Source organism: Bacillus cereus group sp. MG16, assembly GCF_040459875.1.
GTDB lineage: Bacteria > Bacillota > Bacilli > Bacillales > Bacillaceae_G > Bacillus_A > Bacillus_A paranthracis.
On the sequence record NZ_JARVHE010000001.1, the window covers coordinates 816,628 to 840,203 of the forward strand.

The following is a 23,576-nucleotide window of genomic DNA, read 5'->3' on the forward strand; positions in this document are numbered from 1 at the left end:
ATATTCAGAACCACTTATTCTTCTAACCAGTTGAAAATAGAAACTTTTGATTGATATTCATGCTGTTTTTGATTCCCCATTGCCTCATAGTCCTGTTGAGTAAGGTCATAGAGATGCTTACTTTGTTTCTTTGATAATTTTATGGGGATAGTTGTCGGACTCCAATTTTCTCGAATTGCTTTTTTTATAAATCCGTCAGGATTTTTCACTTTAGTAGTAGACTGCTGCATAATCAATAAAATTTCTAAGGTTCGTTTAATCCCAACAACTGACAGAAGAATAAGCAGTTCTTGTGTTGGAGATGCCAGTGTCACTGCTTCGTATGCCAATTTGACTAACTCTAATTCTGCAACCTTTTTCCGTTCAACTTCTTGACTTTGGTGAAAATTTTCTTTTGCAAATCTTGGTTCTTGCTTGATATATTCAACGTCACCTGCGGGAATTCTCCATCCCTCTTTGTCACTATTGCGAAATGCATTCGGAAACTTTCCAGACCGTAACCATCGCTTAATCGTTTCTTCATGTTTTTTTAAATCTAATGCCAATTCTCTTACTGTATACAAGTTCATATAAGCACCCCTCAAAGTGAAAATATATTTCTCCGTCCAGTCTAACCACACTAATGTTGTTGTAAACATCCTTTTTATAAAAATGTTGTTGTTCTATATGAGGTCATAAAGAGGGCTATGTAATAAAAAAAGTACATCACTCTCATTGAGCAATGTACCAATAATCATATAATGTGTAACATTATATGATTCCTCTTTTCTTTATAAAGAAAAATAGATATTACTGCTTATTTAGTTTACAGAGTAACTGTCTTTTTTTACTGTAAATGAAAGGGGACGATGGGACAGGGCGTCACGTAATACGCTCCATATTTCCGCTGTACTAATCTCAATTTACCCCTTGCATTGTCGATGTAACGCATTCTACAGGGGGATGGGATCTTCTATTGCCAATTGTAGAGTACTTCCAGATCCAGCGCATCAAATGCCTATCATTGTCGATTTTTGTTGGTAAGTCGATATATTCAAAAAATCGCTGATATAAATTTCAATTACTAGCTAGCGTACTGCTTAAAATAAGATTTCTACTTATGAAACATCTATATTTTTACAAAAAATACCCTTTTTTTCATGAAAAATACGAAAATACGAGAAAAGAAGCGAATTTTTTCGAAACTTTTGCGGGAAAATATTGTATGACCCTGCGTTTTTATCGTATCATTAGTAAAAGGAAGAACTCGGGACGATTGGTGGCATCTGCAAATAGAGTTGATGTCTTTTTTTCATTCAAGTAACCGATACATAAAAATAGATAGCAAAAATAGAAGGAGTGTGCGATGAGATGAACGTAACAATATATGATGTAGCGCGCGAAGCGAACGTTTCAATGGCTACCGTGTCACGCGTTGTGAACGGTAACCCAAATGTAAAGCCTACAACAAGAAAGAAAGTATTAGAAGCAATTGATCGTTTAGGATACCGCCCAAATGCGGTAGCACGTGGATTAGCAAGTAAGAAGACAACTACAGTAGGTGTTATTATTCCTGATATCTCAAATACGTTTTATGCAGAACTTGCTCGTGGAATTGAAGATATCGCAACAATGTACAAATATAACATCATTTTAAGTAACTCTGACCAAAACAAAGAGAAAGAGTTCCATTTATTAAATACGATGCTTGGAAAACAAGTGGACGGAATTGTTTTCATGGGTGAAGATATTACAGACATTCACATTGAAGAATTTAAAAAGTCTCCAGTACCAATCGTATTAGCAGCGTCATTTGATGAGCAAAATGAAACGCCATCAGTAAACATTGATTATACACAAGCAGCTTACGACGCAATGAAGCACTTTATTGAACAAGGACATAAGCGTATCGGTTTCGTCTCTGGTCCTTTCATTGATAAAGCGGGAAGCGCGAAGAAATTACAAGGTTATAAAAAAGCTCTAGAAGAAGCAGGTATTTCATATGATGAAAATCTTGTAATAGATGGAGATTACACATATGATTCAGGTATCGAAGCATTCGAAAAGCTTTGGGGCCTTGATGAGAAGCCAACAGCGATCTTCGTATCTTCTGATGAAATGGCACTAGGTGTAATCCACGCAGCACAAGACGCTGGATTAAACGTACCAACTGATGTAGAAGTACTTGGATTTGATAATACACGCCTTGCATTAATGGTTCGTCCGCAACTTTCAACAGTTGTACAACCGATGTATGATATCGGTGCAGTAGCAATGCGTCTATTAACAAAGTATATGAACAAAGAAAAAGTGGAAGATCACACTGTTATCTTACCTCACCGTATCCAATTTAGAGATTCAACGAAGTAAGTATAAAAAAGCTCACAGCGATTGCTGTGAGCTTTTATTTATATTCAGGATAGTATGTTTGAACTATAGTATCCACCGTTTCATTTTTCTTAACGTGTAAAAATCTTGCGTATAATTCTTTTCCGGTTTCAAATGGGGTATCGTCTAATTCAAACACATGCAACAGTTTTCGAAACGTCCATGTTATTTGCTCACCGTACATATTATCGTACGTATGCTCAGACTGTATAGCGATTTGTTCACCTAGTGCATGGGCCTCTTTCAAACTGTGTGCCTTAACAAGAATAATACTTTCTTCAAAAAGTGTATCGTGATTTTCTTCATAATGCTCATCCATTTTTGTAGGATCAGACTCACCAGAATGAACAGATTCAAACAATAATTTTACAGCGTACATATTATGCTGCATGTTTCACTCTATAAATAATACTTGCGACAAGTGAAGCAGGTATTGTAAATACGTTACTTTGGTAATGGTAATGTATTTGGGATTCTTCATAAGACATGTTGTCATATAGTTCGTTTTGTGACATATTCATTTTCTTCTGTTTTTCTTTGAGTATTTTAATGTAGTTATACTGTATTGGGACGAGAATGATGAAATAGGCTAATACGATTAGTGAAATCCAAATCATTATGAACACTCCCTTATAAAGAATATTTATATATGGTAATTATATCAATATATATGAAAAATATCCATTTTTTCTGGTGGTCAATTTCCTTTCCAAAATGCAAAAAGTTCTTCAGGACTTCGTAAATTATGTTCAAGACATGTTTGTGCAATGTGTTTAAAGTTTTGTATGAATTGTTCTAACCGAGAAGGATCATATTGTTTCACATTGCCAGCAATAATAGTTTCATCTTTATCTAAGTTAAGTGATATTTTTAGCGAAGTTATATTTGTTTTTAGTTGTACAACTTCCATGTAAAAAAACCTTTTGTCTAAGTCAATTATAATATAATCATATCGCTCTACTTGTTTAAAGTATCCTACAATATCATCTTCCAATTGAAATCCTCCCGAGTATATGGCTTATTGGTGACTTCGCTACAAAATGGTATTGTTCCTTGTTATATGTCACATAAGTGCAAATTTAACTATTATAGGGCAATGTCATGTATAATAGAAAGAAAAGGCTTGTGAGGGGGGAGAAGAGATGATCGTTCTTTGGATAATTACGCTTTGTATGACTGCTATTTTTGCATATATGACGTTAAAACAAAATGGTTTAAAGCGATTTGTTCCAGGAAGTATTCTTGCAGGAATTGCCCTTATCACGTATGTAATTTCTATTTTTATTGAAAGTGTATCGGTGGATATGAGCACAAGTTTAATGTTTATGGGGATTACACTATTTGCAAGTAGTATTATGGTACTTATGGTTGCTGGTATTATTTTATTTATTCATATGAATTCGGAAACGTTATAGCATATAAAAAAGGCATGTTCCTCTCGGGACATGCCTTTTTATCCGTTCAATTATGCTCTATCTTTAGAAGAGTTTTGTTGTTTTAATAAGTCGCGAATTTCGCTAAGAAGTTCTTCTTCTTTTGTTGGTTCTGGAATTTCTTCCTCTTTTTCTTCTTCTTTTTTAGATGTTAGTTTGTTGAACACTTTAACAAACATAAAGATAGCCGCTGCAATAATTAAGAAATCAAAAATAGTTTGGATGAAGTTACCGTACATAATAGATGACTTACCAAATGTAAGTTTTAAATCTGTAAAGTCAACGCCACCTAATACCATACCAAGTAATGGTGTAATAACATCTTTTACTAAAGAACTAACGATTTTACCGAATGCAGCACCGATTACAACCCCGACAGCTAAATCAACGACATTCCCTTTGAAAGCGAACTTTTTAAACTCGTTCCACATGTGTTAATCCCATCCTTTCCACGATTCATTATGAAATTTATAATTCCTATCAACATATTCTATAGAAATTTGCGTGAGAAATAAAGAGGGAATGGGAATGAAAGTAAATTCTGAAAAATGTATCCGTTTTAATTTTTGTTTACATCATTCAGAAGAGATTGCAACATTTGCTGCGTTTTTAATCCTTCTAATCCATCTACAATAGGCTTTGTATCTCCTTGCACACATTCAATGAAATGATGAACAGCATCTTCAAAACCACGTTGTTTTAACGTCGTATCCCATGATGGGGAACCAATTTGAGAAACTGCATTTTCTTGCTCAACTTCAAATGTGTTCATGTTTTTTACGCGAATGATTTTTCCTGTTGTGACAAGTTCAATTTGTTCTAAATTTGTACTGGCATGGCGATGCATTGCGGTAGAAAGTAACAGTCCACTTGGCGTTGTATATGTATGATGTCCGTAAAGAAGTTCATTCTTTTCATTGATTTGCATCATATTATGAACGACGTTAAGCTCATCGTTAGCTAACCAGCGAGCGGTATCTACAATATGTAAGTAATCATCTAACATCGTAAAGTCGTACGTATATGGTCCGACTTTATTTGTGCGGTGTTTTTCAATTCGAACCCATGAAATATTATGAGCTTGCTCTTTTGCTGCAACATACATAGGAACGAATCGGCGATTAAATCCGACCATTAACTTTCGGTTATACTTTTCGCTCAACTCGACTAGTTTTTCAGCCTGTTCCACTGTAGCAGCTAGCGGCTTATCAACGTAAACATCGATTCCTTTTTTCAGAAGTTCAGAAACGATTTCATAATGCGATGCAGTTGAACTATGAACGAAGATTGCATCGCATTCCGAAGCTAACGTTTCAATAGAATGGAAGTCTTGAATGCGGTATTGCTGGCAAACTTGTTTTCTTTTCTCCGCGTTAGGTGTAAACGCCCCTACAAAATTCCAATCTGTTTCTTTTGTAAGTGTTGGAAGATAAGCTTTTTGTGCAATACTTCCAAGTCCAATCATCCCAATTTTAGGTTTGTTCATTTGTATTCCCACCCTATTCATATTGATATAACGGCTTAAATGTAGCATAGGGCGGGGGAGGAAGGCAAAAATTAGCGTTTTACTTATGTCCTTCTAGCAAAATCTTTTCTATCTCTTCAAAGTTATGAGCGCGAGCATGCTCTAGCGGAGTAACACCATCATTATCTGGAATGTTTACATCTGCACCGTGTTCAATAAGAAGGCGGATAACTTGTTGTTGTTTTTCATTTCCGTTACTTAGTACGATGGCTTCCATTAAAGCTGTCCATCCGAGGTTATTTACATGGTTTACATCGATATTTGTTCGCGTGAGGAGTTCTTTTATAACATCAATATAACCATGTTCTGAGGCAGGGATAAGGGCTGTTCCGCCGTAACGATTCGTAAGCGCTGGATCTGCGCCGGCATCAATCGTTAGTTTTAAAATATCCAAGTAACCTTCTGCACCGGCGTATAGAAAGGGATTGTTTTTCATATCATCTTGAATATTTACGTCAGCACCAGCTTCGATAAGTACTTTTGCGGTTTTTACATCATTTTTATATGTAGCAATCATAAGAGGGGTACGTCCTTTATTGTCTGTTATATTTATGTCAGCCCCTTTTTTGAGTAACGATATAACAGTATTCGTTTCTTGTTTCTCAGTAGCTGTTAGTAGCGATGTCTCCATGTTTGGCATCTCCTTTTTAACTTCTTGTTCTTGCGAGCAACCTTGCAAAAAAATTACGCAACATATCACGCTTACTGTTTTTTTGAACATGGAATCTCAACCTCCTCATTTCAACTGTAAAAGAAGAACATTAAATTTTTATAAACTGACGCTAAAATTACTATAAAATCGCTTGAGTATTTGAACATATATTTTTATGCTTGTAAATAATAAGGTTTGATAAAGTGAGGATGTAACATATGTCTATTAAAACAAGGTTTTTATTTTCTTATATCGCTGTCATTCTCGTTTCCATTACGCTTATATTAATCGCGGGATTTTTAATCGTTTTTTCGATAACAGGTGACTTGGAAGCAGTGAAAAATTTCTATAAAAGCTCCTATATTCAAAAGCCGCTTACGTCAGAAGAAGAGAATGCGTATATTGAGTTAAAGACGGCAGCAAAGAAACATCAATCGCAACTATTAGATGAATCGTTCGTTTCATCACTTGAAAAAGAAGGGGTGAAAATTGTTGTAAGAAAGGGAGAAACCATTTCTTATGCTACAAAAGTATTTGAAAGAGGGGCTTTAAAGGAAGCCCTTCCGAAATTTGAATCTGCAAATATTAATAGTCGTGGTACAACGGAATTAGGCGATACATTTTATCGATATGTAAAGTTTGATTTTTATTTTCCTCAGGAAGAAGAGGGGAGTATATTTGTATTAAAGAAGCAAAGTTCATTTGTAGATCTTACACAAAAGTTATTTCCGATTTTGTTCGTATCACTTTTACTGTTAGCTATTTTACTTATTGGATTATTAAGTTACCTCGTCTCAAGAAGTGTTATAAAACCAATCTTTGTATTGAAAGATGCGACTGAAAAAATTAAAGAAGGAAATTTAGATTTTCAAATACCAGTTACATCGCACGATGAAATTGGGCAATTGAATCAAGGATTTGAGGAAATGAGGAAGAAATTAAAAGAATCGATAGAGATGCAAACGCAGTATGAAGAAAATCGAAAAGAGCTCATTTCAAACATCTCTCACGATTTAAAAACACCGATTACATCTATTATTGGATATGTAGAAGGAATAAAAGACGGAGTAGCAAATACGCCAGAAAAAATGGATAAGTATTTGACAACTATCCATACGAAAGCAAGACATATGGATACACTCATTGATGAATTATTTTTATTCTCAAAGCTCGATTTGAATCGAGTTCCCTTTCAGTTTGAAACGGTTGAATTAAATATGTTTATGCAAGAATTAATAGAAGAGATGCAGATGGATTTAAGTAAAGAAGGTATAGAAGTTAACTTACAATTACATGCATCACCACTTTATGTAAAGGCTGATTGCGAAAAGATAAATAGAGTGATATCAAATTTAATTCATAATAGTGTGAAATACATGGATAAAGAAGAAAAGAGAATTACTGTAACAGTATCGAGTGATAACAATAAAGTGATTGTGAAAGTAATGGACAACGGATCAGGTATAGAATCTGATACACTTCCTTATATTTTTGAACGTTTCTATCGTGCAGAGAAATCGCGAAATTCTAGTACAGGTGGAAGTGGACTTGGCTTAGCGATAGCGAAGCAAATTATTGAAGAACATGGCGGGAATATTTGGGCGGAAAGCGAGCTTGGGGAAGGCACAAGCATTTTCTTCTCATTGGAAAAAGTAGAGAAATGTGGTGAGTAAATTGAAAAGAATTTTACTAATAGAAGATGAAGTAAGCATTGCAGAATTACAGCGAGATTATTTAGAAATTAATGATTTTCAAGTTGATGTCAAACATTCAGGAGAAACAGGTTTACAAATGGCCCTGCAAGAAGACTACGATTTAATTATTTTAGATATTATGCTTCCGAAAATGAATGGATTTGAAATTTGTAAGCAAATTCGAGCTATAAAAGATATTCCGATTTTACTTGTTTCAGCAAAAAAAGAAGATATAGATAAAATTCGCGGGCTCGGTTTAGGAGCGGATGATTATATAACGAAACCGTTTAGCCCGAGTGAGCTAGTAGCAAGAGTAAAAGCCCATATTTCTCGTTATGAAAGATTATTAGGAAATGTAAGTAAGCAACGTGATACGCTATATATTCACGGAATCTCTATTGATCAAAGGGCGAGGAAAGTTTTTATAAACAATGAAGAAGTTGCGTTTACAACGAAGGAATTTGATTTATTAACATTCTTTGTCACAAACCCAAATCAAGTATTAAATAAAGAACAGCTATTTGAACGCATTTGGGGATTAGACTCCGCTGGTGATTTAGCAACTGTTGTCGTTCATATTAGAAAGTTACGTGAAAAAATTGAAAGAGATCCTGCTCACCCGCAATATATCGAAACGGTATGGGGGGCTGGTTATCGTTTTAACGTGTAGGGAACCTGTCAAAGTTTTGGCAGGTTTTTTTTATGTGATCAAAAGGGAATAATAGGTAATTCATGTTAAAATATAAAGAGAGATAAAACATAGGAGAGTGTGAGAGGGCGTGCTACATTTTGGGGGATATATTAAAAGATAATAAATCAAACAAGATTTTAAAGATTGGAACTAATATCATACTTGTTTTATTACTAATAGGCGCAATACAAATGTTTTATGATGACGATTATACGAATGATCATTTCGGTGGGTTATTTATGATGGTCTTTTTTGGAATTAAAATCATTTCTTCTTTTATAATGAGTATAAAAGAAGGAGATAAAAAGGCAGTATTCCTTGATGTAGGTTTAATGATTGTTTTGTTCTGCTTGTTGTTTTTAGTATAAAATATTTCTTTTGAAAAAAGCTCATAGTCTTATAGAGGCTGTGAGCTTTCTTTAATAATAACGGTACTAGTGTAACGATTTATAAAATTCTTGAGTAGTAGAAATAAATTGAGCAGCTTCTTCTAAAAAAGGATAATGATTACTCTCTTCAAATATCACAAAAATAGAATTACGTATGCCATCATGCATCTCGATAGAATACTGAATTGGGCACTGTACATCATGTCTTCCGCATATAATAAGGGTCTTTGTTTGGATGGAAGGTAAATTCTTTCTTAAATCAAATGAAAGATATTCATTGGTGAAAGCATTCATACGGCTAGCGGACATAGTTTTTTGGATTGGTTTACAAAAATAAGAATTGTAGTTTTCCGGTTTATATAATGATAATTTTGTTCTCTTAGTAGATAGCTCTTTCCGTTCCTCATTTGTAAGGTGGGGGCTTTTTAAGTTTTCAATGAGCTGTTGCATATAATGAAACTGAGGATGTTCCGGATGATAAATACAAAATGGTGTTTCAGTATAATTACTTGCTGCCGCTCCAACGACGACTAGTGATTGTAAGGGATTTGGATATGTAATCGCATATAAAAGTCCAAGCATACCACCTGTTGAATGACCAGCGAAATGCCATGTTGGAAGTTGTAATGCTTCTCGTATAGCTTCTAAATCGTGAATTGTTTCAATCATACTTAATTCGTTTTCTACCTGGGCTTTTGCTGAGTTACCAGCGTCTCGTAAATTAATGAGCAATACACGATGCGTAGCAGTGAAAACATCCGCAAAGTAATCACCAGTTTCATTGAATTGTGAATAGTGATGTGTAATACAAAGCGGTTCGCCATTTCCCTTTGTAAAAAGTTCAAATGTGCCACGTTTCGTGTGGATCATTTGTTGTATCCACATAATATCACGACCTTTCCTCATAAAATCCGTTAGTACATAAAAATATATCAGCGATTATTAGAATATATCGGCGCAACTCGGAATATATCAGCGATTATCAAAATATATCGGCGCAACTCAAAATATATCAGCGATTATTAAAATATATCGACTTACCGACAGAAATCGACAATAAATAAAAGGAGGCTATTCAAAAACGAGCCTCCTTTTCGTTTAGTACAAAGATTTTTTCATATTATTCCGAATAATTTCAAGGGATTTCGCTACAGTTAATGCATTCTTTTCTTCAATTTCTGGTTTGCGGGGGATAGGTTTATACATGTTGTCTGGATCTTCCCATGTGAGAGGAAGTTCTGTTTCTGCTTGTCCTTTCCAAGCTTCAATCCATTCTGGAGGGAGATAACCTGAGATGTTTTGGATGTTGTTCATTTCGAGCCAAATGAGTGCCCAAGCTCTTGGGACGACGCGCCAGTGGTCATAACCACCACCGCCGACAGCAATCCAGCGACCTTCGCAATATTCGTTAGCGATTTCGCGAGCGAGCTTCGGTATCTCGCGGTAAATATTCATCGTTGCGCAAAGGTGTGTAAGTGGGTCGTAATAATGTGCGTCAGCACCATTTTGCGTTAAAATAATATCCGGTTTAAAGTATGCAGCCACTTCTCTTACGACAGTTCGATAAGAATCTAAAAACGATTCGTCTTCTGTAAAAGCATCGAGTGGAACGTTAAAAGAATAACTATAGCCATTACCTTGTCCGCGTTCGTTTACAGCGCCAGTTCCAGGGAATAAATATCGACCAGTTTCATGTAGTGAAATGGTGCATACGTTAGGATCGTCATAAAAGGACCACTGTACACCATCACCGTGATGAGCATCTGTATCAATATATAAAACGCGTAAACCGTATTTCTTCTGAATATATTTCATTGCGATGGAACTGTCGTTATAAATACAAAAGCCAGATGCCTTGCCGCGGAAACCGTGATGTAAGCCACCTCCTAAGTTAAGCGCGTGTTTTACTTTTCCGGAAAGAACAGCATCGACAGCTGTTAACGTACCGCCAACGAGTAATGCACTTGCTTCGTGCATATTTGGAAACATCGGTGTATCTTCTGTTCCGAGTCCATATGTCATCGCAATTGATTTTTCTAACTTTCCTTCTCCAGCACGTTTTACCGCATTTATGTACTCCTCTGTATGAATGTAGGCAATCTCTTCATCTGTAGCCATCCGTGGTGAGATGATTTGGGAAGGAGAGATGAAACCACCCTTTTGTAATAAATCATACGTAAGTGTGACGCGCAGTTGGTTAAAGGGATGATCAGGGCTAAATGAATAGCCCCGAAAGTCATCCGAATAAATAAACGCGCTACTCATGCTTGCATCCCCATAATGTTCGGCCATAATACGCGGTAGCCTTCTGCTTCAAGTGCATCAATCACTTTTAGCGGATTCATCGTTTGAATGCGGAAAACGAGTACTTTATCATTCTCATCTTTTGCTGGGTAGACGAGAACGCTCACGATATTTATTTGTAAATCACTAAAAATAGCAACGACTTTTCCAAGAATACCAGGTTCATTTTTTACTTGAATTTCAATTTGTGAACTCGGTTGATGTGCTCCTGTTAATTTCACTAACGTGTGCAGTACAGTAGATTCAGAAATAATTCCAACTAACTTTCCAGCCTTTGTTACAGGAAGGCACCCTATTTTGTTTTCAAAAAATAAAGTAGCAATTTCCTCAACGAAATCGAGAGGATGGCAAGTCATAACAGGGTGTTTCATAATAAGTTCAAGCGGTTGCTTCAGCATATCGAGTGAAACTTGTTCATCTAAAATAGACGGACTTGCATCTCTTACATCCCGATCAGAAATAATGCCTACGACATGATTATTTTGATCGACAATTGGAATGTGCCGAATGCCTTTCGTGCGTATCGTTCGGATTGCTGTTTCGATTGTATCGTTTGGATGTAGTGTCACCACATCTTGATTCATAATTTCTTCTACAATCATTCCAGTTGCCCCCTTTATTAATACATAAAACGATTGTGAAAACGTAGACGATCAAATGCTTGAATAGAATCCGTATCAACGCGTTTACCGATGCGGACCATTAAACAGTTAGCAGGATGTGAACAAATTTCAGGATCATCTGTAGCCATCCATTGTAACCCGCCAGCATTCATCATCTTTTCCATTACTTTTCGGTACTCCCAAACATTTAAGCCTGTTTGTTTCAAATCCCAGTGCCAATAATATTCAGTCGTCAATATAATGTAATCTTCCATATAATCGTCCATCATAGAAACCTCTAGTAAGTTCTTTCCGACAGAACTCCCGCGGAAGGCTGGGACTACTTCAATTGCCCCGAGTTCAATTAAGTTTTCCATTTTTCCTTCTGACCATCGTTCAAGTGGATCAGGATACAAGTATGTAACATATCCAACAATCGTTTGGTCATGTCTAGCAATAATGAGACGAGCTTCTGGCAATTTAGAAATTTCGACAATTGCTTTATATTGCTGCTCGGCAGGACGAAACGCAACTAAATCTGGATGAAATTCATACATTTCTAAGTTATGTGTAGAGACAGGCCCTTCAATAATTAAAGTGCCTTTCGCTGTTTTTAAGTTTCTAGCATTATATATTTTTTTATGGATCAATGTATTGCTCACCACCTTGAGGGTTTGTGAATCTATTCATATCGTACTTTATAATATATGCGATGTGAATCGAAATTTGTCATTAAAAATTTGTCTAAAAATCAACAAATATACTGAAAATTTTAAATAATGTTATTATAATAGATAATAGAATACATAGGAGGGGGATGTAAAGTATGAAAGTAGAAACGCTTCCTGTCATTAAAGGAGAAAATAATTTGCCGAATTATGATGAGGCATACGCGAATTTTAACTGGGAAGAGGTTAATAAAAACTTTACTTGGAATGAAACAGGCCGAGTGAATATGGCGTATGAGGCAATTGATAAGCATGCGAAATACGATCGAAAGAATAAAGTAGCCCTTTATTATCAAGATGGATCGCGAAAAGAGAAATATACATTTAAGGAAATGAAGGATTTTTCTAATAAAGCAGGAAACGTCCTGAAAAATTATGGCGATGTAGAAAAAGGCGATCGCGTTTTTATTTTTATGCCGCGTTCCCCAGAGTTATATTTTGCCCTTCTTGGTGCAGTGAAATTAGGGGCAATCGTTGGACCGCTATTTGAAGCGTTTATGGAAGGAGCAGTTCGCGATCGTTTAGAAGATAGCGAAGCAAAGGTGTTAATTACAACGCCTGAACTGTTAGAGCGCGTACCATTAAATGATTTACCAGCTTTAAAAACAGTCTTCCTTGTTGGAGAGAATGTAGAAGAAGGCGGTAAAACGGTAGCGTTCAATCCTTTATTCGAACAAGCTTCAAAAGAATTACATATCGAATGGTTAGGCCGTGAAGACGGTTTGATTCTACATTACACGTCTGGTTCTACTGGTAAGCCAAAAGGTGTGCTTCATGCGCAAAACGCAATGGTTCAGCACTACCAAACGGCGAAGTGGGTATTAGATTTAAAAGAAGACGATGTATATTGGTGCACAGCTGACCCAGGCTGGGTAACGGGAACTGCTTACGGTATTTTTGCACCGTGGTTAGTCGGAGCATCAAATGTTATTTTAGGCGGACGCTTTAGTCCAGAAGCGTGGTATGAAGCACTGCAAGATTACGGTGTAACAGTTTGGTATAGTGCACCAACAGCATTTCGCATGTTAATGGGCGCTGGACAAGATGCAATTAAAAAATACGATTTATCACAAGTGCGCCACGTATTAAGCGTTGGTGAACCGTTAAATCCAGAAGTAATTCGCTGGGGTATGAACGCATTTGGACTTCGTATTCATGATACGTGGTGGATGACAGAAACAGGTGGACAAGTTATTTGTAACTACCCTTGTATGGAAATCCGTCCAGGTTCAATGGGGAAACCAATTCCAGGTGTAAAAGCAGCGATTGTTGATAATGAAGGAAATGAAGTGCCTCCATACACAATGGGTAACTTAGCAATTGGCAAAGGTTGGCCAGCTATGATGCGTGGAATTTGGAATAACAAGCAAAAGTATGAATCTTACTTTATGCCGGGCGATTGGTACGTATCAGGTGATTCTGCCTATATGGACGAGGATGGATACTTCTGGTTCCAAGGACGTATTGACGATGTAATTATGACGTCAGGTGAGCGCGTTGGTCCGTTTGAAGTAGAAAGCAAATTAATCGAGCATGCTGCTGTTGCAGAAGCTGGTGTAATTGGTATTCCTGATCCGGTGCGCGGCGAAATTATTAAAGCATTTATCGCGCTTCGTGCAGGGTACGAACCATCTGAAGAATTAAAAGAAGAAATTCGTCAATTTGTAAAGAAAGGTCTAGCAGCTCATGCAGCGCCAAGACAAATTGAATTTAGAGATAAATTACCGAAAACGAGAAGCGGTAAAATTATGCGCCGCGTATTAAAAGCGTGGGAGTTAAACTTACCAACAGGTGACTTATCAACGATGGAAGATTAAGAGAGAAAGGTCTGAACGAAATAGCGTTCAGACCTTTCTTTTTTCTTCCCTCTTTAACCTACATATAAAGAGGGAAGAAAATGAACACAGAAAAAGAAAAAATGATACTAGGAGAAATATATATACCGACTGATCCAGTTGTATGAAAAGATGTGCCAGATCATGTAGTAGTTGGCGGAAATCCTGCAAAGATTATAAAAAAATAAAATAATATTTGAACGAAGTGCCTTCCTCGTCTGTATACATTTATGAAAGAATAGATGAGGGAGGCTTTTTTATGTCTAATAAATTACTTCTTACTTTTGCTTTAATTGGAACTATAGTTGTGTTTTCCTGTGGACTGTTTTTACCAATACCAATTGGATATAGAGTATCAATGCTTACAGCTGGAGTTATAATGAGTGTTGTGTTTTCAATCATTATTCCGTTTGATAGAAAACATATAGTACGAAAAAAAGGGAATAAAATCGATTTTACAAAAACAAAAGTGTATTTTCGCTGGAATGTATTTGATACGATTTCTGTTTGTCTTGCATTGTATGCATGCATATGTGTGCAGGTTTTAATTTTTTTAGTTCCAATGGGATTTACAATTCAAAATCCATATGTTCAATTTTTTACAAATCAATCGCAGTTGTGGGTTTTTATTGCAATTGCATATTTAATTTCCCGTATTTCATTAACGTTAAAAGGAATAAAGGAGATCAAAAATCATGGCGCAGATTGGGATTGAGGAGGAACTTATGCTTGCGTATCAAAGTGGAGATAAGCAGGCTGGGGAAAAACTATACGTTTTAATCAAACCAGCGCTATACACATTTTTATATCGATTTAACCGAGATGAACAATTGAGTATCGACCTTGTCCAAGATACGTTTTTGACGCTAGAGCGTAAGAAACATATGTATGAACCTGAAAAGGGAAAAATAAAAACGTATTTATTTCAAATTGGTTATCGTCTTATGATTAATAAATTAAATAGGAGAAAAAAGTGGCGTACGCTTTTGCCATTTTTAGTGCCGATTCAGGAAAAAGAATTTTCTCACGAAGATCGACTCACAGTAAGAGAAGCAATTTTGAAAGTTCCAGAAGAGCAAAGAGCAGTCCTAATCCTTTCTTATTATCATGACATGCAGCAAAAAGAAATTGCAGAGGTATTAGATATTCCAGTTGGAACGGTGAAGTCGAGACTTCATAACGGGATAAAGAAATTGAAACAATTGCTGGAGGTGGACGAAATTGAGCGAAAATCCCTTTAAGAGTGAATATAAATTAAAACAGCATTTAGATAGTGACCATGTAGAAGTACCGGACTTTCCAAAAACGGTAAGTCGATTCGATCGATTAATCGGGTTTCTTGGTTCCCCGGCGAAAGATCCTGTGGAGGCTACGATTGGGAATGATTTATCAGTTGTGTTTCACGTATCGTTATTAGTTGGGGTTCCAATTCTTTCTCTTATTACGATACTCTTTATGACGTTGTAAAGGATTGGCAAGAAGAGAAACCCGACCTTATTTGACACGCCTATATAAATGATGGTATAAAGAAAAGTATATGAATAATTGAGCGTGGAAAGGGAGAAGTAGTGATCATTTCCCTGTTTTAGAGAGCTGATGGCCGGTGAAAATCAGCACATAGATGATCGCGAATTACGCCCCTAGAGCATCTTTTTTCGATTGAATTGTATTCAAAAGGGAAGAGACGGTGCTAAGCCGTTATGTAAATAAGGTGGTAGGCTTTTTTTGGTCTGCAACTAGGGTGGTAACGCGATAATCAAAATCGTCCCTTATTTGAAGGGGCGATTTTTTTATGTTTTTAACCTTCACGCCAGTAATGAACTTAAAGGAGAGTATGTAGGATATGGGTATTTTACAAGATCTTGAATTTCGCGGTCTAATTAATCAGCAAACAGACGCTGAGGGCCTTGAGCAATTATTAGAAAAAGAAAGCGTTAAATTATACTGTGGTTTCGACCCGACAGCGGATAGCTTACACATCGGTCATATGTTACCAGTATTAATGTTACGTCGTTTCCAATTAGCTGGTCACCAACCAATCGCACTTGTTGGCGGTGGTACTGGTATGATCGGTGACCCAAGTGGTAAAAAAGCAGAGCGTACATTAAATACGAAAGATACAGTTGCTTACTACACAGAAAGCATTAAAAACCAACTTTCAAACTTCTTAGAGTTCGAAAACGTGGACAACCCAGCAACAATGGCTAACAACTATGATTGGCTTGGTAACTTAGATGTTATTTCATTCTTACGCGATATCGGTAAAAACTTCGGTTTAAACTATATGTTAGCAAAAGATACAGTAGCATCTCGTTTAGAGACTGGTATTTCATTTACTGAGTTTAGTTACATGATTTTACAATCATACGACTTCTTAAACTTATACCAACACCATAATTGCCGCCTACAAATCGGTGGTAGTGACCAATGGGGTAACATTACAGCTGGTCTTGAATTAATCCGTAAATCAGAAGAAGATGCGAAAGCATTCGGTTTAACAATTCCACTTGTTACAAAATCTGACGGTACGAAGTTTGGTAAAACAGAAGGCGGCGCAATTTGGTTAGACCCAGAGAAAACAACTCCTTACGAGTTCTACCAATTCTGGATTAACACAGATGACCGAGACGTTGTTAAATACTTAAAATACTTTACATTCTTATCTCATGAAGAAATTCTTGAGCTTGAAAAGCAAGTAGCTGAAGCACCAGAAAAACGTGCAGCACAAAAAGCATTAGGTGCAGAAATGACAAAACTTGTTCACGGCGAAGAAGCATTAGAGCAAGCGATTAAAATTTCAGCTGCATTATTCAGCGGTTCTGTAGCAGAATTGACTGCAAGCGAAATCGAGCAAGGATTCAAAGACGTACCATCTGTAGAACGCACTGCAGAAGATACAGTATTAATCGACTTACTTGTAGAAAGCAAAATCTCTCCATCAAAACGTCAAGCACGTGAAGATGTAACGAACGGTGCAATCTACGTAAACGGTGAGCGTACACAAGCATTAGACTACGTTGTAACAGAAAAAGACCGCATCGAAGGTAAATTCACAATCATTCGCCGCGGTAAAAAGAAATATTTCTTAATTCGTTACTAATCCGAAACGAATATAAACAAATAGTACCCCGAATTGTAGGTTGAAAAGTCTATGATTCGGGGTTTTTATGTATGGATTTAAAACGCCGTATTTTTTCTTTTGAATAGAATATAAAGAATTAATATGAGCATATAAAGTAAACTCACTAGCATAACGATAAATGCTGTTGGATAAAATTTTGCTGCATATATAAAGAAGTCGATTTGATAAATATCTTCGTAATTTGAAACGGTGCCTTTGAAGTAATTCGTAAACTTAGCGCTATATTTCCATTCATCAGGATTATCTATTAAATTACTCCCCTGATACCAATTAATAAGCGCGGAAGTAATAAACAACATACATGCACTGCCTAACTGAACCATTTGGTTTATTGTCAAAATGAATCAACCTCCTATTTTATGGTTATTATAGCGTGCATTCATATACTTGTAACCATTTTGTTGTAATCTCCTTTTCGAGTTCATACGGAAATCACATGTAAGCGGTATGATAAATGTATAACAACTAGAAAGGAGTGGTAAAACAAAATGTCACTAGAAGCGCTCATTATTTTTTCTTTGCTAAATGCGGGTCAGCTTGCAGAGAATTCGAAGGTGGATGTACATAAAGAGCAGAAAGATGCTTATGTATATGTTCAGAAAGAGGAAAATAAATAACTTTATTTTATATATAAACGAAAAAAGCCAATCCACAGGATTGGCTTTTTGTCATTAACGAGAGTAGAACTCTACGATTAATGCTTCGTTGATTTCAGCTGGTAACTCAGCACGCTCAGCGTGACGAGTGTAAGTAGCTTCTAATTTGTCAGCATCGAAAGTTAAGTATTCTGGTACGAAGTTGTTAACTTCGATCGCTTCTTTAACAACAACAAGGTTGTTAGATTTTTCGCGAACGCTGATAGTTTGACCAGGTTTTACACGGTAAGATGGGATATCTACGCGAGCGCCATCAACCATGATGTGACCGTGGTTTACTAATTGGCGAGCTGCACGACGAGTGCGAGCTAAGCCCATACGGTAAACTAAGTTGTCAAGACGAGCTTCAAGAAGGATCATGAAGTTTTCGCCGTGCTTACCAGGCATTTTACCTGCTTGGTCAAATGTGCGACGGAATTGACGCTCAGTCATGCCGTACATGTGACGAAGTTTTTGTTTCTCTTGTAATTGTAAACCGTATTCTGAAAGTTTCTTACGTTGGTTAGGACCGTGAGGACCTGGTGCGTAAGGGCGTTTTTCTAATTCTTTTCCTGTGCCGCTTAGAGAGATTCCAAGACGACGAGACAGTTTCCAAGCTGGACCTGTATAACGAGCCATAGTTGACTCCTCCTTTAAAATGTTTTTATTTACGTAAAATAAAAACAGACGTAATCGATATTTACGGGCATTTTGTTTTCATGTACCTTCGCTCCAGCAGCAGGGAGTTACGAGATACACCTCCGTAGAGGAACAAAATACAAACGATAAACTCACATTACAAGGCTGCCTTTTTATTTTACACAAACGCTATTATATCTTTTACCCAGAGTTTCGTCAAGCGAGTACGTTTTTGTTTTATACATATAAATTTTGGAAATGAACAAGAAGGAATTTAAAACGATATAAAAGAAGAGATAGAAACACAAATAAAACGCTTACATAAAATGAAGTAAAACGTTCATCAAAGTTTTAATGATGAATATGCGGCAATAAAAACATAAAAGGGGATGTTTTTATGAAAAAGAAGCATATGGAGACAGCGTTAATTCATCACGGTTATACATCAGAGGAACATAAAGGAAGTTTAACACCGCCTTTATTTCAAACGTCTACATTTACATTTGAGACTGCGCAGCAAGGAGAGGCGAGTTTTGCGGGAGTGGATCCATCTTATATTTACTCAAGACTTGGAAATCCGACTGTGAAATTATTCGAAGAACGTATGGCGGTGTTAGAAGGAGGAGAAGAAGCGCTTGCTTTCGGATCCGGTATGGCAGCTATTTCCGCAACGTTAATTGGTTTTCTAAAAGCTGGAGATCATATTATTTGTTCAAATGGATTATACGGATGCACATACGGTTTTTTAGAAGTGTTAGAAGAAAAATTTATGATTACGCATTCGTTTTGTGATATGGAGACAGAGGCTGATATGGAAAATAAAATTCGCCCGAATACAAAGCTTATTTTCGTTGAAACACCGATTAATCCGACAATGAAATTAATTGATTTAAAACAAGTGATTCGGGTTGCGAAGCGAAATGGGTTACTTGTTATTGTTGATAATACGTTTTGTTCACCTTATTTACAAAGACCGCTTGAACTTGGCTGTGACGCGGTTGTTCATAGTGCGACAAAATATATTGGTGGTCACGGTGATGTTGTGGCGGGTGTAACAATTTGTAAAACGAAAGCGTTAGCTGAAAAAATCCGCCCGATGCGAAAAGATATCGGCGGTATTATGGCACCGTTTGACGCATGGTTATTGTTACGCGGATTAAAGACACTAGCAGTAAGAATGGATCGTCATTGTGATAATGCAGAAAAAATTGTATCGTTCCTAAAAAATCATGATGCGGTAGAAGGTGTTTGGTATCCAGAAGGAGAGTTAGCATCTCGCCAAATGAAACGTGGGGGCGGCGTTATATCTTTTTCAATTAAAGGCGGGAAAGAAGAGACGCAGGCGTTTATTAATGACCTTCACTTTATTACAATTGCGGTAAGTTTAGGAGATACAGAAACGTTAATTCAGCACCCGGCAACGATGACGCACGCCGCGATTCCAGCTGCGTTAAGACAAGAAATGGGCATTTATGATAATTTAATACGTTTATCTGTCGGTTTAGAATCGTGGGAGGATATCGTTTCTGATTTAGAGCAAGCGTTAAAGAAAATATCTACTGTTAGTAATCAATAAAAAAAGAGCTAGCTATCGGTTTTGTACGTCATGTACTTAATCGATAACTAGCTCTTTTTTGTTACATATGTTTTAGGAGTGTTTCCACAAACTTTTCTAAATAGCGCTGATCTACTTCGTCGAAACGGTTTTTTTCAGGGCTATCAATATCAAGTACACCAATGACATTCCCATCCTTAATAATCGGTACGACGATTTCTGAATTTGAAGCACTGTCGCAAGCGATGTGTCCTGGGAATTGGTGAACGTCTGCTACAAGCTGCGTTGTTTTCGTTTCAGCTGCAACGCCGCAAACGCCTCGTCCAAATGGAATGCGCACGCAAGCAGGCATTCCTTGGAATGGTCCAAGAACAAGCTGATTTCCTTCTGTTACGTAAAAGCCAACCCAATTAACACGATCCAAAAATTGGTTTAATAATGCGGACGCATTTGATAAGTTTGCGACTACGTTTGATTCGCCAGTTAATAATGCATCCAGTTGTTTTATTACTGTCTCATATTGCTGCACGCGAGATCCTGCATAACTTTCTTTAGTAAACATGGAAACAGCTCCTTTTTTATCGAGATGTGTAAAATATTAGCAAAATACGATGTATTTCACATGACTTTGTCGATAGAAAATTAAAGGAATTTGTCTTAAAAGTCAAGAAATTTACACTATAGCTGTTCAGTGAGAGGAAGTGAGCGCATGAAACAGACAAAACAAAAAGTAATTGATGCGGCAATATCGTTGTTTAACACGAAAGGTTATGATGGAACGTCGGTGCGAGACATTGCAAAGCGAGCGGATGTGAATGTAGCGAATATTTCATATTATTTTGCTGGAAAGCAAGGCCTATTAGAGCAGCTTATTACTAATTTTTTAGAAGGGTATATTCATGTGATTGAAACGTCCTTTGAACAGAGAGAATATTTGTCGGCTAAAGATGTGATGGTGCAAATGGTGCGCGGGATTTTACGATATCAATTTGATAATAGGGAGCTGACACGTTTCTTTTACCGAGAGCTGTCGCTTGATACGACATTAATTCGCGAAGTGATGACCGTTTATTTTTCTAAAGAAAGATATTATATAGAGCAAATGATTAGACAGGGACAAATGAAACAAGAATTTAAAAAGGTATCTTTTACAATGTTTATGACGCAATTAAAAGGCATGATGAATATGCCGTTTTTATATCCGCAATATATATCAGAAGTGCTACATTCTTTTCCATCTGAGACCTTTTTCTTAGAAATGTACACGAAAGAAATTGAACAATGGATAGAACAAACATTATGTATAACGAATATGTATTATGAATGGCCAAGAGCTGTTCATATGTGAAAAATCCCCACCTAACGAACTGAGGTGGGGATTTTTGTGCTTTCTTTTCTTTGCCATAAATTGTTGCATAATAGCGCGATAATTGTTAATGAGGCGCCCACAATTTCAATTTTGTCGACTGTATAACCTCGAAAGATGGAACCGATAAGTGCAAGTACAGGAACTAAATTCATGAATAATATGCCATTAATAGATGAAATATAGCGATTTCCTGCGTTCCAGCAAAATACTGCGATAACGCCTGCAATAATAGACATATATAAGAGTTCAAAACGAACGTTCATAATTGTCGATAGTGAAGGTACAGTAACGACGTTTGTATAAGTTAAAAAAGTGACGATAGTGATGAGTGAAATTGAGCCGAATAAACAAGTTAACGTCGTATACCTAAGTGGCGACCAAGATTGAAAACTAGCACCACCGTTTGTATAAATGACCCAGCAAGTAACGCCGCATAACATAAGTATATTTGTTGAAAGGTGACTGGCAGCTCCAAATAATAAGTGAATATTTCCTTTTGAAATGACAAGCATAACACCGATAAGTGCAACAAACATACAAAGGAATGTGTAGTTTTGTGGGCGTTTGTTTTTTGTTATCCACTGCAATAATAAAGCGATGAGTGGCATAAGAGACTGAATCATCGCGGCATGGATGGCTCCAGACGGTCCGGCAAGTTGTTGTCCGTAGAAAACGAGAAAACCATATCCTGCGAAACCGACTGTTCCGTAAAAGAGTAACGAAAGTGTTTTCTTTTCTAAGCGGAGTGACTTTGTCCCTTCGGTAAGTAATAGCAGAATAAGAAAAATAATAGCTGCTGATCCATAGCGAATCGTTGTGAAGAAGAACGGATCGATAAACTGTAAGGCGTTTGCCATGACAGGAAACATAAATCCCCAAGCCGTTACGGCAAGTAAGCATAGGAGGGATCCGAGTAGCATTTGTTTTTTGTTCAAGAGTATCTTTCCCCTTTACATTTCGTTATAGTAAGTTGATGAAATAAGTATAAAGAGTAATTGTGTATAGAAGGAAATATCGATTTTTTATGACAGTTATAACTTTTTGTTAGAGGTGTGTACGATGGATTTAGAGGCAGTACGATCGTTTATTGAAGTGAAGAATACGCGAAGTTTATCAAAGGCGAGTAAGATTTTACATATTTCTCAGCCGGCGCTTAGTAAACAAATTCAAAGGTTAGAGGCCGATTTAGAAGTTACTTTATTAAAACGTTCCGCGCAAGGAGTCGAATTAACAAGTGCTGGAGAGTTATTCATAACGAGAATGTTACCGATTTTGGGACACATACATGAAGTGAAAGCCGAAATGAAGAAGTTTCAAGAGAAGCGGAACATTTCTATAGGGATATTGCCAAGTTTAGCAGCACATTACATAGCAAAATGTAAAGATATATTAGGTGACGGGTTCGAAATAGAATGGAAAATTGAGCATACGAAAGTACTGATAGGACTTTTTAAAGAACGGAAGATTGAAGCGATGTTCATCGATTCAGTAGTAGAAGGTGCTACGTGTATAAAAGAAATACGAGAAGAAAAAATTGTGTGTGTCGTTTCAAATGATCATCTTTATAAAGAGAAAACAGTAATTCGAATGGAAGATTTGCAAAATGAAAAGTTAATCGTATACCCAGAAATCTGCGATGTAAGGAAAATGATTACGAATCTGTTTCAAGGGATAGGTGCGAAACCGATTATTGCATTTGAAACTTCTTATGCAGAACCGATGCTTGCGATGGTCAGTGCTGGACTTGGCATCACGTTACTTCCAGAAATAGCAGTAGAGCAAGCGGTAAGACAACGAAATGTGCATGCGATTTCTATTGAACCGACACTTGTACGTAAAATATATTTCGCATCTCATATGGAAGAAGGCCCTTTGCTGCATTCATTTGATGATGAGAGGTAACCCAAACGGAATATTGAGAAAGATTACAATTGCATTGAAAGAAACATGAAATTTTAAAAAAAACTAGGTCAAAAACAAACCATTACATGGTATGATTAGTACATTGTTAGTTGT

At 36.7% G+C, this 23,576-nt stretch carries 29 protein-coding genes and 1 other annotated feature; of the genes, 14 read left to right on the forward strand and 15 right to left on the reverse strand.

What is annotated here, in order from left to right; all coding sequences use genetic code 11:
• Positions 1-14: 14 nt before the first annotated feature.
• Positions 15-569: a helix-turn-helix domain-containing protein gene (locus QCI73_RS04205; RefSeq protein WP_353822556.1), complete on the reverse strand. Its 555-nt coding sequence runs from the start codon at positions 567-569 to the stop codon at positions 15-17.
• A gap of 781 nt (positions 570-1,350) precedes the next feature.
• On the opposite strand from QCI73_RS04205, the gene ccpA reads away from it, so the two are divergent.
• A complete protein-coding gene (gene ccpA, locus QCI73_RS04210; RefSeq protein WP_001103293.1) occupies positions 1,351-2,349 on the forward strand; it encodes a catabolite control protein A in 999 nt (332 codons plus the stop codon).
• 34 nt (positions 2,350-2,383) lie between these two features.
• Here ccpA and QCI73_RS04215 read toward each other — a convergent pair whose 3' ends face one another.
• The 3 genes from QCI73_RS04215 to dhp61 form a co-directional block, all read right to left on the reverse strand.
• Positions 2,384-2,746: a DUF4288 domain-containing protein gene (locus tag QCI73_RS04215; protein WP_353824089.1), complete on the reverse strand. Its 363-nt coding sequence runs from the start codon at positions 2,744-2,746 to the stop codon at positions 2,384-2,386.
• A gap of 1 nt (position 2,747) precedes the next feature.
• A complete protein-coding gene (locus QCI73_RS04220) occupies positions 2,748-2,984 on the reverse strand; it encodes a DUF3949 domain-containing protein (RefSeq protein ID WP_000637881.1) in 237 nt (78 codons plus the stop codon).
• An 80-nt stretch (positions 2,985-3,064) separates the two neighbouring features.
• Positions 3,065-3,361: a protein Dhp61 gene (gene dhp61, locus QCI73_RS04225; protein WP_327922349.1), complete on the reverse strand. Its 297-nt coding sequence runs from the start codon at positions 3,359-3,361 to the stop codon at positions 3,065-3,067.
• A 148-nt stretch (positions 3,362-3,509) separates the two neighbouring features.
• Here dhp61 and QCI73_RS04230 point away from each other — a divergent pair, with 148 nt between their 5' ends.
• Positions 3,510-3,782, forward strand: a complete 273-nt coding sequence (locus tag QCI73_RS04230) for a DUF3917 domain-containing protein (protein ID WP_000636593.1) — start codon at positions 3,510-3,512, stop codon at positions 3,780-3,782.
• Positions 3,783-3,832: 50 nt separating this feature from the next.
• Here the strand turns inward: QCI73_RS04230 and mscL are convergent, their stop codons facing one another.
• The 3 genes from mscL to QCI73_RS04245 all read right to left on the reverse strand — a co-directional run bounded on the left by mscL (position 3,833) and on the right by QCI73_RS04245 (position 6,046).
• On the reverse strand, positions 3,833-4,231 hold the full coding sequence (gene mscL, locus QCI73_RS04235; protein WP_000267018.1) for a large-conductance mechanosensitive channel protein MscL: 399 nt from the start codon (positions 4,229-4,231) through the stop codon (positions 3,833-3,835).
• Between the two features lie 128 nt (positions 4,232-4,359).
• Positions 4,360-5,286: a Gfo/Idh/MocA family protein gene (locus QCI73_RS04240; RefSeq protein ID WP_353822557.1), complete on the reverse strand. Its 927-nt coding sequence runs from the start codon at positions 5,284-5,286 to the stop codon at positions 4,360-4,362.
• A gap of 79 nt (positions 5,287-5,365) precedes the next feature.
• Positions 5,366-6,046 carry an ankyrin repeat domain-containing protein gene (locus QCI73_RS04245; protein ID WP_353822558.1) on the reverse strand — a complete coding sequence of 227 codons (681 nt, stop codon included), beginning with the start codon at positions 6,044-6,046 and terminating at the stop codon, positions 5,366-5,368.
• 149 nt (positions 6,047-6,195) lie between these two features.
• Between QCI73_RS04245 and QCI73_RS04250 the strand changes: the two genes are divergently transcribed.
• The 3 genes from QCI73_RS04250 to QCI73_RS04260 all read left to right on the forward strand — a co-directional run bounded on the left by QCI73_RS04250 (position 6,196) and on the right by QCI73_RS04260 (position 8,730).
• Positions 6,196-7,650, forward strand: coding sequence for a sensor histidine kinase (locus QCI73_RS04250; RefSeq protein ID WP_353822559.1), 1,455 nt, complete (start codon positions 6,196-6,198; stop codon positions 7,648-7,650).
• Position 7,651: 1 nt separating this feature from the next.
• Entirely contained in the window at positions 7,652-8,341 is a 690-nt protein-coding gene (locus QCI73_RS04255) for a response regulator transcription factor (RefSeq protein ID WP_353822560.1), read from the forward strand.
• A 119-nt stretch (positions 8,342-8,460) separates the two neighbouring features.
• Entirely contained in the window at positions 8,461-8,730 is a 270-nt protein-coding gene (locus tag QCI73_RS04260) for a hypothetical protein (RefSeq protein WP_000502328.1), read from the forward strand.
• 66 nt (positions 8,731-8,796) lie between these two features.
• On the opposite strand, the gene QCI73_RS04265 is transcribed toward QCI73_RS04260, so the two are convergent.
• From QCI73_RS04265 to acuA, 4 genes are all read right to left on the reverse strand, one after another.
• Positions 8,797-9,657, reverse strand: a complete 861-nt coding sequence (locus QCI73_RS04265; protein WP_327922354.1) for an alpha/beta fold hydrolase — start codon at positions 9,655-9,657, stop codon at positions 8,797-8,799.
• A gap of 192 nt (positions 9,658-9,849) precedes the next feature.
• On the reverse strand, positions 9,850-11,016 hold the full coding sequence (gene acuC / locus QCI73_RS04270; RefSeq protein WP_000092805.1) for an acetoin utilization protein AcuC: 1,167 nt from the start codon (positions 11,014-11,016) through the stop codon (positions 9,850-9,852).
• Positions 11,013-11,657 carry an acetoin utilization AcuB family protein gene (locus QCI73_RS04275; RefSeq protein WP_000634566.1) on the reverse strand — a complete coding sequence of 215 codons (645 nt, stop codon included), beginning with the start codon at positions 11,655-11,657 and terminating at the stop codon, positions 11,013-11,015. The genes acuC and QCI73_RS04275 overlap by 4 nt, the downstream gene beginning before the upstream one ends.
• A 17-nt stretch (positions 11,658-11,674) precedes the next feature.
• Entirely contained in the window at positions 11,675-12,307 is a 633-nt protein-coding gene (gene acuA, locus QCI73_RS04280) for an acetoin utilization protein acetyltransferase AcuA (protein ID WP_000581400.1), read from the reverse strand.
• A gap of 176 nt (positions 12,308-12,483) precedes the next feature.
• On the opposite strand from acuA, the gene acsA reads away from it, so the two are divergent.
• The 5 genes from acsA to tyrS all read left to right on the forward strand — a co-directional run bounded on the left by acsA (position 12,484) and on the right by tyrS (position 17,320).
• On the forward strand, positions 12,484-14,202 hold the full coding sequence (gene acsA / locus QCI73_RS04285; RefSeq protein ID WP_353822561.1) for an acetate--CoA ligase: 1,719 nt from the start codon (positions 12,484-12,486) through the stop codon (positions 14,200-14,202).
• Positions 14,203-14,479: 277 nt separating this feature from the next.
• Positions 14,480-14,935 (forward strand): hypothetical protein, encoded by a 456-nt coding sequence (locus QCI73_RS04295; RefSeq protein WP_001993853.1) that lies wholly within the window; start codon positions 14,480-14,482, stop codon positions 14,933-14,935.
• Positions 14,916-15,461, forward strand: a complete 546-nt coding sequence (locus tag QCI73_RS04300; protein WP_000057192.1) for an RNA polymerase sigma factor — start codon at positions 14,916-14,918, stop codon at positions 15,459-15,461. The genes QCI73_RS04295 and QCI73_RS04300 overlap by 20 nt, the downstream gene beginning before the upstream one ends.
• Complete coding sequence (locus tag QCI73_RS04305; RefSeq protein ID WP_001293796.1) at positions 15,442-15,687, forward strand: hypothetical protein; 246 nt, start codon at positions 15,442-15,444, stop codon at positions 15,685-15,687. Before QCI73_RS04300 ends, QCI73_RS04305 begins: the two co-directional genes overlap by 20 nt.
• A gap of 76 nt (positions 15,688-15,763) precedes the next feature.
• Positions 15,764-15,993, forward strand: a binding site (T-box leader).
• Between the two features lie 70 nt (positions 15,994-16,063).
• Positions 16,064-17,320 (forward strand): tyrosine--tRNA ligase, encoded by a 1,257-nt coding sequence (tyrS, locus tag QCI73_RS04310; RefSeq protein WP_000512078.1) that lies wholly within the window; start codon positions 16,064-16,066, stop codon positions 17,318-17,320.
• Positions 17,321-17,397: 77 nt separating this feature from the next.
• On the opposite strand, the gene QCI73_RS04315 is transcribed toward tyrS, so the two are convergent.
• The gene (locus QCI73_RS04315) at positions 17,398-17,700 is read right to left on the reverse strand and encodes a YjdJ family protein (RefSeq protein WP_327922361.1); all 303 of its coding nucleotides are present in this window, start codon (positions 17,698-17,700) and stop codon (positions 17,398-17,400) included.
• Positions 17,701-17,850: 150 nt separating this feature from the next.
• Here QCI73_RS04315 and QCI73_RS04320 point away from each other — a divergent pair, with 150 nt between their 5' ends.
• Entirely contained in the window at positions 17,851-17,979 is a 129-nt protein-coding gene (locus QCI73_RS04320) for a hypothetical protein (RefSeq protein ID WP_000050944.1), read from the forward strand.
• 54 nt (positions 17,980-18,033) lie between these two features.
• Here the strand turns inward: QCI73_RS04320 and rpsD are convergent, their stop codons facing one another.
• Complete coding sequence (gene rpsD / locus QCI73_RS04325) at positions 18,034-18,636, reverse strand: 30S ribosomal protein S4 (protein ID WP_000135311.1); 603 nt, start codon at positions 18,634-18,636, stop codon at positions 18,034-18,036.
• Positions 18,637-19,033: 397 nt separating this feature from the next.
• Between rpsD and megL the strand changes: the two genes are divergently transcribed.
• Positions 19,034-20,212 (forward strand): methionine gamma-lyase, encoded by a 1,179-nt coding sequence (gene megL / locus QCI73_RS04330; RefSeq protein WP_000726590.1) that lies wholly within the window; start codon positions 19,034-19,036, stop codon positions 20,210-20,212.
• Positions 20,213-20,273: 61 nt separating this feature from the next.
• On the opposite strand, the gene QCI73_RS04335 is transcribed toward megL, so the two are convergent.
• Positions 20,274-20,753, reverse strand: a complete 480-nt coding sequence (locus QCI73_RS04335) for a GAF domain-containing protein (RefSeq protein ID WP_000494335.1) — start codon at positions 20,751-20,753, stop codon at positions 20,274-20,276.
• A gap of 147 nt (positions 20,754-20,900) precedes the next feature.
• Here QCI73_RS04335 and refZ point away from each other — a divergent pair, with 147 nt between their 5' ends.
• The gene (refZ, locus tag QCI73_RS04340) at positions 20,901-21,539 is read left to right on the forward strand and encodes a forespore capture DNA-binding protein RefZ (RefSeq protein WP_000814932.1); all 639 of its coding nucleotides are present in this window, start codon (positions 20,901-20,903) and stop codon (positions 21,537-21,539) included.
• Between the two features lie 11 nt (positions 21,540-21,550).
• Here refZ and QCI73_RS04345 read toward each other — a convergent pair whose 3' ends face one another.
• The gene (locus QCI73_RS04345; RefSeq protein WP_353822562.1) at positions 21,551-22,495 is read right to left on the reverse strand and encodes a DMT family transporter; all 945 of its coding nucleotides are present in this window, start codon (positions 22,493-22,495) and stop codon (positions 21,551-21,553) included.
• A 124-nt stretch (positions 22,496-22,619) separates the two neighbouring features.
• Between QCI73_RS04345 and QCI73_RS04350 the strand changes: the two genes are divergently transcribed.
• On the forward strand, positions 22,620-23,462 hold the full coding sequence (locus tag QCI73_RS04350) for a LysR family transcriptional regulator (RefSeq protein WP_353822563.1): 843 nt from the start codon (positions 22,620-22,622) through the stop codon (positions 23,460-23,462).
• The last annotated feature ends 114 nt before the right edge of the window (positions 23,463-23,576 follow it).

What these genes read in the sequence shown, in the direction of transcription:
- rpsD (WP_000135311.1), bottom strand. Translation starts at nt 18,636, where the DNA reads ATGGCTCGTTATACAGGTCCAGCTTGGAAACTGTCTCGTCGTCTTGGA.
- QCI73_RS04350 (WP_353822563.1), top strand. Translation starts at nt 22,620, where the DNA reads ATGGATTTAGAGGCAGTACGATCGTTTATTGAAGTGAAGAATACGCGA.
- ccpA (WP_001103293.1), top strand. Translation starts at nt 1,351, where the DNA reads ATGAACGTAACAATATATGATGTAGCGCGCGAAGCGAACGTTTCAATG.
- QCI73_RS04295 (WP_001993853.1), top strand. Translation starts at nt 14,480, where the DNA reads ATGTCTAATAAATTACTTCTTACTTTTGCTTTAATTGGAACTATAGTT.
- QCI73_RS04250 (WP_353822559.1), top strand. Translation starts at nt 6,196, where the DNA reads ATGTCTATTAAAACAAGGTTTTTATTTTCTTATATCGCTGTCATTCTC.
- QCI73_RS04220 (WP_000637881.1), bottom strand. Translation starts at nt 2,984, where the DNA reads ATGATTTGGATTTCACTAATCGTATTAGCCTATTTCATCATTCTCGTC.
- QCI73_RS04265 (WP_327922354.1), bottom strand. Translation starts at nt 9,657, where the DNA reads ATGAGGAAAGGTCGTGATATTATGTGGATACAACAAATGATCCACACG.
- QCI73_RS04275 (WP_000634566.1), bottom strand. Translation starts at nt 11,657, where the DNA reads ATGATTGTAGAAGAAATTATGAATCAAGATGTGGTGACACTACATCCA.
- acuC (WP_000092805.1), bottom strand. Translation starts at nt 11,016, where the DNA reads ATGAGTAGCGCGTTTATTTATTCGGATGACTTTCGGGGCTATTCATTT.
- QCI73_RS04245 (WP_353822558.1), bottom strand. Translation starts at nt 6,046, where the DNA reads ATGTTCAAAAAAACAGTAAGCGTGATATGTTGCGTAATTTTTTTGCAA.
- megL (WP_000726590.1), top strand. Translation starts at nt 19,034, where the DNA reads ATGAAAAAGAAGCATATGGAGACAGCGTTAATTCATCACGGTTATACA.
- QCI73_RS04300 (WP_000057192.1), top strand. Translation starts at nt 14,916, where the DNA reads ATGGCGCAGATTGGGATTGAGGAGGAACTTATGCTTGCGTATCAAAGT.
- QCI73_RS04205 (WP_353822556.1), bottom strand. Translation starts at nt 569, where the DNA reads ATGAACTTGTATACAGTAAGAGAATTGGCATTAGATTTAAAAAAACAT.
- mscL (WP_000267018.1), bottom strand. Translation starts at nt 4,231, where the DNA reads ATGTGGAACGAGTTTAAAAAGTTCGCTTTCAAAGGGAATGTCGTTGAT.
- QCI73_RS04335 (WP_000494335.1), bottom strand. Translation starts at nt 20,753, where the DNA reads ATGTTTACTAAAGAAAGTTATGCAGGATCTCGCGTGCAGCAATATGAG.
- acsA (WP_353822561.1), top strand. Translation starts at nt 12,484, where the DNA reads ATGAAAGTAGAAACGCTTCCTGTCATTAAAGGAGAAAATAATTTGCCG.
- tyrS (WP_000512078.1), top strand. Translation starts at nt 16,064, where the DNA reads ATGGGTATTTTACAAGATCTTGAATTTCGCGGTCTAATTAATCAGCAA.
- refZ (WP_000814932.1), top strand. Translation starts at nt 20,901, where the DNA reads ATGAAACAGACAAAACAAAAAGTAATTGATGCGGCAATATCGTTGTTT.
- QCI73_RS04230 (WP_000636593.1), top strand. Translation starts at nt 3,510, where the DNA reads ATGATCGTTCTTTGGATAATTACGCTTTGTATGACTGCTATTTTTGCA.
- QCI73_RS04215 (WP_353824089.1), bottom strand. Translation starts at nt 2,746, where the DNA reads ATGTACGCTGTAAAATTATTGTTTGAATCTGTTCATTCTGGTGAGTCT.
- QCI73_RS04240 (WP_353822557.1), bottom strand. Translation starts at nt 5,286, where the DNA reads ATGAACAAACCTAAAATTGGGATGATTGGACTTGGAAGTATTGCACAA.
- QCI73_RS04320 (WP_000050944.1), top strand. Translation starts at nt 17,851, where the DNA reads ATGTCACTAGAAGCGCTCATTATTTTTTCTTTGCTAAATGCGGGTCAG.